Source organism: Kitasatospora sp. NPDC053308, assembly GCF_055585785.1.
In genome coordinates, this window is the sequence record NZ_JBVJJY010000045.1 from 1 (window position 1) to 13,059 (window position 13,059).

General features: G+C 74.2%; 8 protein-coding genes. All 8 read left to right on the forward strand.

Annotated elements, in window-relative coordinates; genetic code table 11:
• A partial coding sequence (locus ACZ6Y7_RS37755) for a beta-ketoacyl synthase N-terminal-like domain-containing protein (protein WP_465762509.1) occupies nt 1-3,639 on the forward strand: 3,639 nt, incomplete at its 5' end.
• A gap of 231 nt (nt 3,640-3,870) precedes the next feature.
• Complete coding sequence (locus ACZ6Y7_RS37760; RefSeq protein ID WP_465762510.1) at nt 3,871-4,587, forward strand: hypothetical protein; 717 nt, start codon at nt 3,871-3,873, stop codon at nt 4,585-4,587.
• Between the two features lie 5 nt (nt 4,588-4,592).
• The gene (locus ACZ6Y7_RS37765) at nt 4,593-7,592 is read left to right on the forward strand and encodes a condensation domain-containing protein (RefSeq protein WP_465762511.1); all 3,000 of its coding nucleotides are present in this window, start codon (nt 4,593-4,595) and stop codon (nt 7,590-7,592) included.
• A gap of 80 nt (nt 7,593-7,672) precedes the next feature.
• On the forward strand, nt 7,673-8,536 hold the full coding sequence (locus tag ACZ6Y7_RS37770) for a 3-hydroxyacyl-CoA dehydrogenase family protein (RefSeq protein WP_465762512.1): 864 nt from the start codon (nt 7,673-7,675) through the stop codon (nt 8,534-8,536).
• The gene (locus ACZ6Y7_RS37775) at nt 8,533-8,823 is read left to right on the forward strand and encodes an acyl carrier protein (RefSeq protein ID WP_465762513.1); all 291 of its coding nucleotides are present in this window, start codon (nt 8,533-8,535) and stop codon (nt 8,821-8,823) included. Before ACZ6Y7_RS37770 ends, ACZ6Y7_RS37775 begins: the two co-directional genes overlap by 4 nt.
• The gene (locus tag ACZ6Y7_RS37780; RefSeq protein WP_465762514.1) at nt 8,816-9,931 is read left to right on the forward strand and encodes an acyl-CoA dehydrogenase family protein; all 1,116 of its coding nucleotides are present in this window, start codon (nt 8,816-8,818) and stop codon (nt 9,929-9,931) included. The genes ACZ6Y7_RS37775 and ACZ6Y7_RS37780 overlap by 8 nt, the downstream gene beginning before the upstream one ends.
• Before the next feature lie 55 nt (nt 9,932-9,986).
• Nucleotides 9,987-11,087 carry an HAD-IIIC family phosphatase gene (locus tag ACZ6Y7_RS37785; RefSeq protein ID WP_465762515.1) on the forward strand — a complete coding sequence of 367 codons (1,101 nt, stop codon included), beginning with the start codon at nt 9,987-9,989 and terminating at the stop codon, nt 11,085-11,087.
• Between the two features lie 173 nt (nt 11,088-11,260).
• Nucleotides 11,261-13,059: type I polyketide synthase (locus ACZ6Y7_RS37790; RefSeq protein WP_465762516.1), on the forward strand; the 1,799-nt coding region annotated here is incomplete at its 3' end.

Consider the following 13,059-nt stretch of genomic DNA (forward strand, 5'->3'; position numbering starts at 1 on the left):
GCCGACCGCCGGGCGGCCGGGCTGCCCGGGACGTCCCTCGCCTGGGGCCTGTGGGCGAACGTCAGCGGCCTGACCGGGCAGCTCACCGACTCCGAGCGGGCCCGGATGACCCGGAGCGGGACCAGCGCGCTGAGCGCGGCCGAGGGCCTGGCCCTGATGGACCTCGCACTCACCCGGGACGAAGCGGTCCTGGTACCGGCCCGGCTGGACCTGGCCGGACTGCGGTCCCAGGCGGCCCGCACCGGCGAGGTCCCGCCGCTGTGGCGGACCCTGGCCGGCCGTCCGGCCCGGCGCAGCGCCGCCTCCGGCGGGGCCGGCGCGGACTCGCTGCGGCAGCAGCTCGCCGCGCTGCCCGCCGCGGACGGCGACCAGCTGCTGCTGGACCTGGTGCGCGGGCACGTCGCCGCCGTCCTGGGGCACGCCTCCGCCGACGCCGTCGAGCCGGGCCGGGCCTTCACCGACCTCGGCTTCGACTCGCTCACTGCCGTCCAGCTGCGCAACCGGCTCACCACGGCGACCGGCCTGCGACTGCCCGCCACGCTCGTCTTCGACTACCCGAGCCCGGCCGTCCTCGCCGGCCACCTGCGCGGACGGCTCGGCGGCGGGCCGGCCACGGTGCCCGCGGCCCCGGTGCCGGTCGGCGCGGCGGCCCACGACGAGCCGATCGCGATCGTCGGCATGAGCTGCCGGTTCCCGGGCGGGGTGACCGGCCCCGAGGACCTCTGGCGCATGATCGCCGACGGGCAGGACGCCATCTCGCCGTTCCCGGCCGACCGCGGCTGGGACCTGGAGGCCCTGTACGACCCGGACGCCGCGCACACCGGCACCTCGTACACCCAGGCGGGCGGGTTCGTGCAGGACGCGAGCGCGTTCGACGCCGGGTTCTTCGAGATCAGCCCGCGTGAGGCGCTGGCGATGGACCCGCAGCAGCGGCTGCTGCTCGAACTGTCCTGGGAGGCCTTCGAGCGGGCCGGGATCGATCCCGCGTCCCTGCGCGGCAGCCAGACCGGCACGTTCGTGGGCGGCTACACGTCCGGGTACGAGATGAGCGTGCTGGCGCACGGCGGCGCCGAGGCCGAGGGTCACCTGATGACCGGGATCGCGACCAGCATCCTGTCCGGCCGGCTGGCCTACACCTTCGGCCTGGAGGGGCCGGCGGTGACGGTCGACACGGCGTGCTCGTCGGCGCTGGTGGCACTGCACCTGGCCGCGCAGGCGCTGCGGTCCGGCGAGTGCTCGATGGCGCTGGCCGGCGGCGTGACGATCATGGCCACGCCGGGGACGTTCGTCGAGTTCTCCCGGCAGCGCGGGCTGGCCCCGGACGGCCGCTGCAAGGCGTTCGCCGCCGCGGCGGACGGCACCGGCTTCGCCGAGGGCGCGGGCGTCCTGGTGGTCGAGCGGCTGTCCGACGCGCAGCGCAACGGGCACCGGGTGCTCGCCGTGCTGCGGGGCAGCGCGACCAACCAGGACGGCGCGTCCAACGGGCTGACCGCCCCCAACGGGCCCTCGCAGCAGCGGGTGATCCGGGCCGCGCTGGCCAACGCCGGCCTGCGCGCGGACGAGGTCGACGCGGTGGAGGCGCACGGCACGGGCACCAGGCTGGGCGACCCGATCGAGGCCCAGGCGATCCTGGCGACGTACGGGCAGGACCGGCCGGAGGACCGGCCGCTCTGGCTCGGCTCGGTGAAGTCCAACATTGGGCACACCCAGGCCGCGGCCGGTGTCGCCGGTGTGATCAAGATGGTCCTCGCCCTCCAGCACGGCCGGCTGCCCGCGACGCTGCACGTGGACGAGCCCACGCCGCACGTCGACTGGTCGGAGGGCCGGGTGCGGCTGCTGACCGAGCCGGTGCCGTGGCGGGCCGACGGGCGGCCGCGCCGGGCGGGCGTGTCCTCGTTCGGGATCAGCGGCACCAACGCGCACGTCATCGTCGAGGAGGCCCCGGTGCCGGTCGGCACGGCCGTGCCCGCGGCGCCGTCGGCCCCGCCGGCGGTGGTGCCGTGGGTGCTGTCCGGGCGGACCCCGGAGGCGCTCCGCGCCCAGGCCGGGCGGCTGCGCGCGTTCCTGCGCGACCGACCGGAGGCGGAGCCGGTGGACGTCGGGTTCTCGCTGGCCACGACGCGCACGCTCTTCGACCGCCGGGCGGTCGTGCTGGGCGAGGACCGGGACGGCCTGCTCGCCGGCCTCGCCGTGGTCGAGGCCGGCGTCTCCACCAGGGACGTCCTGACCGGCACCGCGACCGCGGGCCCCAAGCCGGTGTTCCTCTTCCCCGGCGGCGACTCCGGGGGGCTCGGTTCCGCCGCCGCCCTGCTGGACGAGGCACCGGCCTTCGCGGCCCGGATCGCCGCCTGCGAGGAGGCCCTGTCCCCCTACGTGGACTGGAAGTTGACCGAGGTGCTGCGCGAGGGCCCGGCCGGTCCGGCGCTCGACCGCCCCGAGGTCCGCCGGCCGGTGCTGTGGGCGGTGATGGTGTCGCTGGCCGCGCTGTGGCGCTCGGCGGGCGTGCACCCGGCCGCCGTCGCGGGCCACGCCGTGGGCGAGCTCGCGGCCGCGCAGGTGGCCGGCGTGCTGTCGCTGGCGGACGCGGCCAGGATCGCGGTGCTGGCCGGCGGTTCGCCGGCCGGGGATGACCCGGAGGGGCCGGAGCTCGCCGCCGTCCGCCCGCGGGCGGGGACGGTGCCGGTGTTCTCCACCCGGGCCATGGCCTGGGTCGAGGGCGCGGACCTGGACGCCGCCCACTGGTGCGGGAGCCCGCAGGACGCCGTGCCGGTCGGGGAGTTGGTGGACGCCCTGACCGGGGCCGGGTACAGCGCGTTCGTCGAGGTCGGCTCCGACCCGGAGCTCTCCGCGGCCGTCACCCGGGCCCTGGACGACAGGGGCCTGCGGACCGGGACGGCCGTCACCGGGACGCTGCGGCACGGTGAGGGGGGCCTGCGGTCGTTCACGGCCGGCCTGGCCGCCCTCCACGTCCACGGGGTCACCGTGGACTGGGCCGCGGTCCTGGGCGGCGGGAGCCGCGTCGAGCTGCCCACCTACGCCTTCCAGCGCGAGCACTACTGGCCGCAGCCGCCGGCCCGCAGGCCCGGCTCCGAACCGGCCGCGGCCGCCCCGGCCTCACCGGGCGAGCAGCGGTTCTGGGCCGCGCTGGAGGACGAGGACATGGCCGCCCTCGCCGAAGTCCTGGGACTGGACGGGCCGTTGCGGGAGGACATGCCGCTGGGCACGGTGCTGGCGCAGCTCGCGACCTGGCGCCGGCGGGAACGCGAACTCGCGCCGCCGGCCGGCCCGCAGGGCGGCGACGACGGGACGCAGACCCGTCCCGGGCACCTCGCCTGGGTGCGGCAGCTGGCCGGCCTCTCCCGGACGGAGCAGCAGGAGCTGATGCTCGACCTGCTGCGCCAGGAGATCGCCGCGATCCTCGGCTACGCGTCGGTCGACCCGGTCCGCCCGAACGGCGACGTCTTCGAGATGGGCATGAATTCCATGACGGCCGTTCAACTGCGGGAAAACGTGACCGAGCTGACCGGCCTTAAACTGCCGGAGGGCTTCGTCTATGACCTCTACATGCCGGAAGCGATCGCGGAGTTCCTGCTCGGCGAGCTGACGGCGACGCTCCGGGAAAGTGCCGGGGACCAATGAGAATCCGGCAATCCGGGACCGCACCGGCGGCCGACCGGTTTCCCGAAGACCAGTTCCGCGGGCCGCACCGCAGGAAAACCAGCCATCCGACTCCGAAGATGGGATGAGAAAGTGCCGAACGAGAACGCCTGGAGCGTCATAACCGCCCCCACGTCGAACTCCCTGATTCTCGGAATCGATTTCCCGGCGGCCGGACGTCGTGAGGCCGGGTTCGAGGACCTCGCGGGGAAGATGGGCTCGGCCTGGTCCGGCCACGGCGTCCTGCAGACCACGCCCCCGCCGGTCCGGCTGGCCGACCGGCCGGCCGGCGACTTCTACACCGACTTCTGGCTGCGGGACGGCGAGTGGGAGAAGTACGAGGTGGTGGCCGTGCTCGGCTACTGCGTCGGCGGCGTCTACGCGGGGGAGATCGCGGAGCGCCTGGCGAAGAAGCAGGGCAAGGCGCCGAAGGTGATCCTCTTCGACGCCCAGGTCACCGACCTGCAGCTGCTCGAGTCGGAGATCCACAAGATGATCGGACTGGCCGGCCCGGTCTTCTCCGCGGAGGAGGCCGAGCACGCCCGGAAGCGGGCCGCCGAGATCGTCGGCACCCCGTCGATAGGCCTGATCGACGCCGCCGTCGAGATCGTGGACCTCTACCGCGAGATGGCCTCCATCGCGTTCCAGCGGATCGGTCTCGCCGAGGCCCGCCGGGACGAGGTCGTCCTGCTCTTCGAGTCGTACATGACGTGGCTCTCCGCCGCCTCCCAGATCGACCCGAGCCGGGCGTGGGGCGAGTCGCTCTCCATCACCTCGTCCGACTACGCCGAACTGGAGCGGAGCGGCGCGGCGACCGTCGTCAACGCGGCCAAGGCGCTCGGCCGGCGGATCGAGCTGGAGATCGGCCACGTCGACCTCCTGCGCGACGACTCCACGGTCCGGGCCCTGCTCGACAGCGCCGAATTCTGAGTGAGATGAAGACCTCGAGCAAAGAGAAGGCCCTCTGGCTGCTGGAGCAGCTGGTCCCGGGGACCGGGGTCAACAACCTGGGGCTCGGCCTCCAGGTGAGCGGCCGGCTCCGGCCGGACGCGCTGAGGGCGGCCCTGGCCATCGTGGCCGGCCGGTTCGAGGTGCTGCGGACCGTCTACCGCACGACCGGGGCGGACCTGGTCAAGGAGGTCGTCCCCGCGGACGGGTTCGCCGTGGAGATCGAGCCGCTCGCGCTGTCGGGCGGCTCGCTGGAGGGGGACCTGACGGCGTTCGCCGACCGCCCCTTCGCGCTCGACGGGCGGCCCCTGGTCAGGGTCGGGCTCGCCGCCCACCCGGACGGCGACGTGCTCTGCGTGGCGGTGCACCACCTGGTGTTCGACATGGTCTCCGTCGCCCTCTTCCTCCAGGCGTTCATCCCGGTCTACGACGCGATCGCGGCGGGGCGGCCGGTGCCGGCGCAGGCGACCGCCCCGGCCCCGGCCCTCGCCGAGCCGGAGCCGCGGCCCGCCGACCTGGCCTACTGGCGGGAGACCCTGGAGGGCTTCCGGCCGGACGGACTCGACCTGTGGTGCGGCACCCCGCGCGGCCGGCAGCCGGAGCTGGCGGGCGCCAGTGCGAGCCGCGCGCTCTCCGCCGGGGCGCAGCAGGCCGTGGTGCGGCTGCAGCACGCCGTCAGGGCTCCGCTCGGCGCGGTGATGCTGGCCGCGTACGCCGCGCTGCTCGCCTCGCACGGCGCCGGGCCCGACCTCGTCGTCGGCTCCCCGGTCAACGTCCGCGGGGCGAACACCGGCGCCATCGGCTACCACGTCAACGTCGTGCCGATCCGGATCCGGGTGGACCTCGCCGAGGGCTTCCGGGCGCTCGCCCGCCGGGCCAGGGACGCGTTCCTCGGGGCGATGGCGCACGCCGACACCCCGGTCGACGAGCTGACCGGGGAGCTCCCCGGGATCGGCACGTCCTGGCAGACGCAGCTCTTCCGGCACCTGTTCAACTTCCTGCCCGAGGCGCCGGCCGTCGAGCTGTCGGTCGACGGCATGGCGGCCCGGGTGGTGACGGTCGAGAACCCGCACAGCAAGTTCGACCTGGAGCTGGTCGGCTCGCCGTCCCGCGCGGAGGTCGTGTTCCGGTACTCCGAGGCACTGGCCCGCGCCGACGTCGAGGCGATGCTGGACCGGTTCGACGCCCTGCTGGTCGCGGCCGCGCAGGACCCGGACCGGCCGCTCGGCGAGACGGCGGGCTGGAGCGACGCCGACCGCCGGGCCGTCGAGCGGGGCAACGCGACCGCGGCCCCGGCGGCGTACCCGACCGTGCCGGAGGCGTTCCGCTCCTGGGTGGAGCGGACGCCCGACGCCCCGGCCGTGGTCGACGGCGAGCACACCGTCAGCTACCGGCGGCTGGACGAGGCCGCGGCCGCCGTCCGCACGCTGCTGGCCGGGGCCGGCATCCGCGCGGGCGACACCGTGGCAGTGGCCGCACCCCGTGGCGAGGCCGCCGCCGCCGTCCTCGGCGTCTGGCGGGCCGGCGCCGTCTGCCTGCCGCTCGACCCCGGGCACGACCCGTCCTGGCTGACCCGCCAGCTCGCGCGCTCCCGCGTACGGGCCGTCCTCACCGGAACCGGCGTCCGGCTGCCCACCGACGGCGACCTGCCCCCCGTCCTGCCACTGGCCGACGCCCCGGCGCCCGGTCCCGCCGCGGCGGACACGGCCGACGGACCGGCCGGTCCCGCCTGCGTGCTCCACACCTGCGGGGACGCCGGGCAGCCGGTCGCCACCGTCCTGGGCCATGCGGGCCTCGCGGCCGCGGTCGGCCACTTCGCGGCCGAACTCGGCGTCGGGCCCGGCACCGGCGTGCCGGCGCTCGCCGCGCCCGCCACGTTCGACGCGCTCTTCGACGTCTTCCTGGCGCTCGGCGCGGGCGGCCACTGCGTGGTCGTCCCCGACGCGGCCCGCACCGACGGCGCCGCGCTCCGGGACGCCGTCGGCGGCCACGACGCGACCGTCGCCGTGGTCCCGCCGGGCGCCCCCGCCCGCATCCTGGCGGACCTGGCCGAGCAGCAGCCCGGCCTGACCGTCCTGGCCCGGGGCGACGAGCTGTCCGCCGAGACGGCGGGCCGGCTCCTGGCGGCCGGCTGCCGGCTGCACCGCGGCCACGGCAGCCCGGAGACCACCGGCTGGGCCCTGTCCGGCCCGGTGGACGGCCCCGACGGGCCGACCGGGGAACGGCCGGTCGCCCACACCCGGGCCTTCGTCGCCGCCCCCGACGGGCGGGAGCTGCCCCCCGGCGTCCGCGGCGAACTCCTCCTCGCGGGGGCGAGCCTGGCCCTCAGCGACCCGGACGACCCCGCGTTCCCGACCGACGCCCGCTACGGGCGCCACCACCGCACCGGGGAACTCGCCCGGCGGCGGCCCGACGGAACCATCGAACGGCTCGGCCGGATCGACCGCCGGATCACCACCGCCGACGGCCCCGTCGACCTCGGCCACGTCGAGGCCGTCCTGCTCGGCCGCCCCGGGGTGACCGCGGCCGCGGCCTTGGCCGTGCCGCATCCGGACGGCGGCCACACCGTCGTCGCCTTCGCCGAGACGGTCGACGCCGCCGGTGCCGACGACCCCGCCGGTGCCGACGACCCCGCCACCGCCGTCCCCGGGCGGTTCGTCCGCCTGGCCGGCCTGCCCCGGACGCCCGACGGCCGCCCCGACCGGGACGCGCTCCTGGCGCTCGCCCGGAAGGCGGTCGAGCAGGGAACGGACCGGCAGGACCAGCGGACGGACGACCCGCTCGTCCGCGAACTCATCGGGATCTGGCGGGAGTTGCTCACCATCGAGGCGACCCCGCAGACGGACTTCTTCGCCTCGGGCGGCCACTCGCTGCTCGCGGCCGTCCTGGCGCAGAAGATCGAAGAACTCACCGGTACGTCCCTTGAGCTCGGCGACGTGTTCAAGCACCCGACCCCCACCGCCCTCGCCGCGCTCCTGCGCGCCTGACGGGCGGCTGACGGCACCCCGCGTCACCACGACCGGGCCGGCCGTCAGGAACCGGCTCACGAAACCGCAGGGAAGAATCCATGACCGCTTTTGAGGAGCACCGCCTCGCCATCATCGGCGCCGGCGTGATGGGCACCAACATCTCGGCGCTCGCCCTCGGCCACGGCGTCTCCGTCGTCCTGGTCGACGTCGACGAGACCGTGCTGGAGACGGCACGCCAGACCATCCGGCAGAAGCTGCGGCACGCCCAGCTCATGGGCGTGCTGCCGGCGGACCGCCCGCAGGGCACGCTGACCACCAGCGTCTCGCTCGACGACATCGCGGAAGCCACCACCGTCATCGAGGCCGTCACCGAGGTCGACAAGATCAAGCAGGAAGTGCTCTCCGCGGCCTCCCGCGTCGTCGAGCCCGGCACGACCCTGATCTCCAACACCTCGTGCATCCCGATCGACGAGATGGCCGACTGGATCGTGCGCCCCGAGGACCTCGTGGGCGTTCACTTCATGAACCCCTCGTACATGATCAAGATGGTCGAGGTCATCCGCGGCCCGCGCACCGAGCCCGTGATCCTGGAGCAGGCCGTCGAGCTGCTCGCCGTCCTCGGCCGCGAGGCCCTCGTCATCGACGACTCGGCCGGCTTCGTGATCAACCGCCTGCTGCACCCGCTGATCAACACCGCGGCCATGCTCGTCCAGGAGGGCGTCGCCTCCGTCGAGGTCGTCGACGGCCTGCTGGAGGGCTGCCTCGGACACTCCACCGGTCCGCTGCGCACCGGTGACCTCATCGGCCTGGAGAACCTGGTCGACTCGCTGAACGTGCTCTACGAGCGCCGGGGCGACGAGAGCTGCCGCCCCTGTGACCTCCTGCTCGAAAAGGTGCGGGACGGCCACCTCGGCCGGAAGACCGGCCGGGGCTTCTACGACTACGGAAAGGTCGCCTCATGACCGTCCACGCGGACAACACCCCGCTGACCGCCGAGACCCTCCAGAAGGAGATCCTCGGCTTCCTCACCGAGCGCATCAAGACCGACATCGAGCTGGACCAGGACCTCTTCGCGTCCGGTGTGGTCTCCTCCATGTTCGCGATGCAGCTCGTCGTCCACCTGGAGGAGGCGTACGACATCGCCATCGTCGGCGCCGACCTCAAGCTCGACAACTTCCGCACCGTCGCCGGCATGACCAGCCTCGTGCTGCGCCTGAAGGGCGACCCGGAAGCGGCCGGCGATGCCTGACCGACTCGCCGACGAGCGCGCCTTCATCGGCGGGCTCGTCGGCGCCCGGGCCGCCGCCTGGGACGTCGCGGGCGAACTGCCCACCGACCTGCTGCGCACCCTGGGGGCCAAGGGCCTGCTGTGCGCGCAGGTCCCGGCGTCCCACGGCGGTCTCGGGCTGAGCAGCCGGGAGAACGGCGAACTCACCGCGTACGTCGGGAGCCTGTGCAGCTCCCTGCGGTCCATCATGACCTCGCAGGGCATCGTCGCCTGGACGATCCAGCGCTTCGGCGACCGCGACCAACGGCGCACCTTCCTCGCGGAGCTGACCAGCGGCAAGCTCACCGCCGTCGGCTTCAGCGAGCCGGGCGCCGGCAGCGACCTGGCGGCCATGCGGACCCGCATCAAGGCCGACGGGGACGGGTTCGTCATCGACGGCGAGAAGAAGTGGGTCACCGGCACCCGCTACGCCGACTTCGTCCTGATCATCGGCCGGCACGGTGACGGAGAGGGCGCCGCCGCCGCGATCGTCCCCGTGGACGCCCCGGGCGTGCACATCGAGCTGGTGCCCAACCCCATGGGCTGCCGGGCCGCCGGCCACGCCAACATCCGCCTCGACGGCGTCCGGCTGCCGGCCACCCACGTGCTGGGCGGCGGCGGGCAGCCCCTGTCGATGCTGTTCACCACCGCGCTCTCCTACGGGCGCGTGTCGATCGCCTGGGGCTGCGCCGGCATCCTCCGGGCCTGCCTGAGCGCCGCCACCCGGCACGCGAAGCACCGGCACCAGGGCGGCGTGGCGCTCGCCGAGCACCAGCTCGTCCGCGGGCACCTCGCGGAGCTGCTCATCGCCGAGCAGGTCTCGCTGCGCGCGTGCGAACACGCCAGCGCGCAATGGGACTCCGCCGCACCGGATATGGGCCTGATGGCGGTCCTCGCCAAGCACGTCAGCGCGGGCCACGCCGCCCGGAGCGCCGCCACCGCGGTCCAGCTCCTCGGGTCGGCCGGCTCCGAGGACGGGCACGTGGTGGCCCGCGCGTTCCGGGACGCGAAGCTCATGGAGCTCATCGAAGGCAGCAACGAGATCTGCCAGTTGATCCTGGCCGACCACGCCCTCTCGCTCACCGACTGACGTCCGCCCGACCGAAGTCCGACCGAAGTCCGACCGAAGCTGGTAGGAGAACCCCGTGGCTGAGAAGCCAACCCTCGTGAAGTGCCTGGTCTGGGACCTGGACAACACCGTCTGGGACGGCACTTTGCTGGAGGACCCGAACGTCGAACCGTTCCCCGGAATCCGCGAAACCATCGTCGAGCTCGACTCCAGGGGAGTCCTGCACTCGGTCTCGAGCAAGAACGACCACGACCTCGCCTGGAACCGCCTCGAAGAGCTCGGCCTCGCCGAGTACTTCGTGCACCCCCAGATCGGGTGGGGGCGCAAGTCCGACGCGGTCAAGCTGATCGCCGAGCGGCTCAACTTCGCGGAGAAGGCCGTCGCGTTCATCGACGACATGCCCAACGAGCGCGCCGAGGTGAACTACCACGCGCCCGACATCCGCTGCTACCGGGCCGACCAGGCGGCCGAGCTGACCGGACTGCCCGAGTTCAGCCCCGAGATCGTCACCGTCGACTCCCGGCGCCGCCGCGAGATGTACCAGGCCAGCTTCCGCCGGGACGCCGAGAAGGACACCTTCAACGGCCCCGACGAGGAGTTCCTGCGCACCCTCGACCTCGTCATGGAGATCAAGCGGGCCAACGAGGAGGACATCTCCCGGGTCGAGGAACTGACCCTGCGCACCAGCCAGATGAACGCGACCGGCGTCCACTACTCCGACGCCGCGCTGCGCGCCCTGCTGGCCGACCCGGACCACGAGGTCCTCACCGTCACCCTCACCGACCGGTTCGGCCCGCACGGCGCCGTGGGCGTCCTCCTCCTGGAGCGCCACCGCGAGCTGTGGCACCTCAAGCTCCTCGCGACCTCGTGCCGCGTGGTGACCTTCGGCGCCGGCGCGGTCATCCTCAACTGGCTGATCGACCAGGCGGCCCAGGCCGGCGTGCACCTCGTCGCCGACTTCAAGCAGACCGAGCGCAACCGCATGATGGACATCGCCTACCGGTTCGCGGGCTTCGCCAACGACCCGTGCGCCTGCCTGGCCGTCCTCGGCGAGCCCGGCGGCGAGGGCGTCCAGCGCCTGCACCTGCTCGCCGACCGCCGCGAGGGGCCGACCACGATGCGGCTCACCTCGCCGGAACTGGCCGCCGTCGCGGCCGTGCGGGACGCCGTCGTCTGACGGTGGGGAACACCGGGGTCCCCCGGCCGTTCGGAAAGGCGCGCCGATCAACCGGCGCGCCTTTCACGGTTGAACGCATGGTTCTCCGGCCGGGCCGGCTCATATCCTGGCCGTCGGGGCTCCGGCGGGCCTTTTGTTCCATTCTCCTTGTGTAGCCCTTCTCTTCAGCCCTTCTGTTCAGCCCTTTGCGTTGCTGTTCCTCCTTGGCTGAAAGACCTTCGACCAGGTATCGAACTCCCGACCTCCCGAATGCCGAGGGATTTGTGAACGAGACTGATGGGCCGGCCCTGACGGAATTCGCGGCAGCCGGTGCGGAGCCGTTGGCGATCGTCGGCATGAGCTGCCGCTACCCCGGCGGGGTCCGTTCGCCCGAGGACCTGTGGAGCCTGCTGGCCGAACGGCGGGACGCCCTCTCCGACTTCCCCGCGGACCGGGGCTGGAACCTCGAATCCCTGTACGACGCGGACCCGGAGAGCGCCGGGAGGACCTACCTCACCCGGGGCGGCTTCCTCGACGACGCCGCCGGATTCGACGCCGCCTTCTTCGGCATCCCGCCGCGCGAGGCGCTGGCGATGGACCCGCAGCAGCGGCTGCTGCTGGAGACCTCGTGGGAGGCCCTGGAGCGCGCCGGCATCACCCCGTCCGCGATCCGGGGCACCCGGACCGGCGTGTTCGTGGGCGCCGAGCCGAGGGAGTACGGCCCCCGGCTGCAGGAAGCGCCCGAGGGAGTCAAGGGCTACCTGCTCACCGGCACGACGACCAGCGTGATGTCCGGCCGGATCTCGTACCTGCTCGGACTGCACGGGCCCTCGCTCACCGTCGACACCTCCGCCTCCAGCTCCCTGGTCGCCATCCACCTCGCCGTGCAGGCCCTGCGCTCCGGCGAGTGCTCGCTGGCGCTCGCCGGCGGCGTGTCCGTCATGGCCACCCCGGGGAACTTCGTCGCGTTCAGCGGTCTCCGGGCGCTGTCCTCCGACGGCGTGTGCCGGCCGTTCTCGGCCGACGCCGACGGGACGGTGTGGTCGGAGGGCGTCGGCCTGCTCGTCCTGGAGCGCCTGTCCGACGCCGTGCGCAACGGCCACCCCGTGCTCGCCGTGCTGCGCGGCTCGGCGATCAACTCCGACGGGACCAGCGACGGCCTGACCGCCCCCAACGGCCGGGCCCAGCAGGCGGTCATCCGCCGCGCCCTGGCGAACGCGCGCCTCTCGGCCGCCGAGGTGGACGCGGTGGAGGCGCACGGGACGGGCACCCGGGTCGGCGACCCGATCGAGGCGCAGGCCCTGCTGGCGACGTACGGCCGGGAGCGGCCGGAGGGCCGGCCGTTGTGGCTGGGGTCGGTGAAGTCGAACATCGGGCACACCCAGGCCGCGGCCGGTGTGGCGGGCGTGATCAAGATGGTGCTGGCCCTGCGGCACGGCGAGCTGCCCGCGATGCTGCACGCGGACGACCCGTCGCCGCACGTGGACTGGGCTTCGGGCGAGGTGCGGCTGCTGACCGAGCCGGTGCCGTGGCCGGCGGGGGAGCGCCCGCGCCGGGCCGGCGTGTCGGCGTTCGGGATCAGCGGGACCAACGTCCACGTCGTCCTGGAGGAGGCGCCGGCCGCCGAGCCCGCCGAGGCCGTCCAGGAGATCGCTCCGGTGCTGCCGGGCGCCGGTGCGTGGGTGGTGTCGGGCCGGTCGGCGGAGGCGCTGGCGGCCCAGGCGGACCGGCTGCGCGCGTGGGTGTCGGAGCGGCCTGAACCCGAACCGGCCGACGTTGCAAGGTCGTTGGCGACGACGCGGGCGACCTTCGAGCACCGGGCCGTGGTGGTGGGCACCGACCGGGCGGAGCTGCTGGCCGGCCTGGAGCAGATCGCCGACGGAGTGCCGGCGGGTGCCGTGGTGTCGGGGGTGGCCCGTGGGGATGCCCGGGTGGGTCTGATCTTCGCGGGTCAGGGTTCGCAGTGGACCGGGATGGGCCGGGGGCTGTACGA

What these genes read in the sequence shown, in the direction of transcription:
- ACZ6Y7_RS37765 (WP_465762511.1), top strand. Translation starts at nt 4,593, where the DNA reads ATGAAGACCTCGAGCAAAGAGAAGGCCCTCTGGCTGCTGGAGCAGCTG.
- ACZ6Y7_RS37770 (WP_465762512.1), top strand. Translation starts at nt 7,673, where the DNA reads ATGACCGCTTTTGAGGAGCACCGCCTCGCCATCATCGGCGCCGGCGTG.
- ACZ6Y7_RS37780 (WP_465762514.1), top strand. Translation starts at nt 8,816, where the DNA reads ATGCCTGACCGACTCGCCGACGAGCGCGCCTTCATCGGCGGGCTCGTC.
- ACZ6Y7_RS37760 (WP_465762510.1), top strand. Translation starts at nt 3,871, where the DNA reads ATGGGCTCGGCCTGGTCCGGCCACGGCGTCCTGCAGACCACGCCCCCG.
- ACZ6Y7_RS37775 (WP_465762513.1), top strand. Translation starts at nt 8,533, where the DNA reads ATGACCGTCCACGCGGACAACACCCCGCTGACCGCCGAGACCCTCCAG.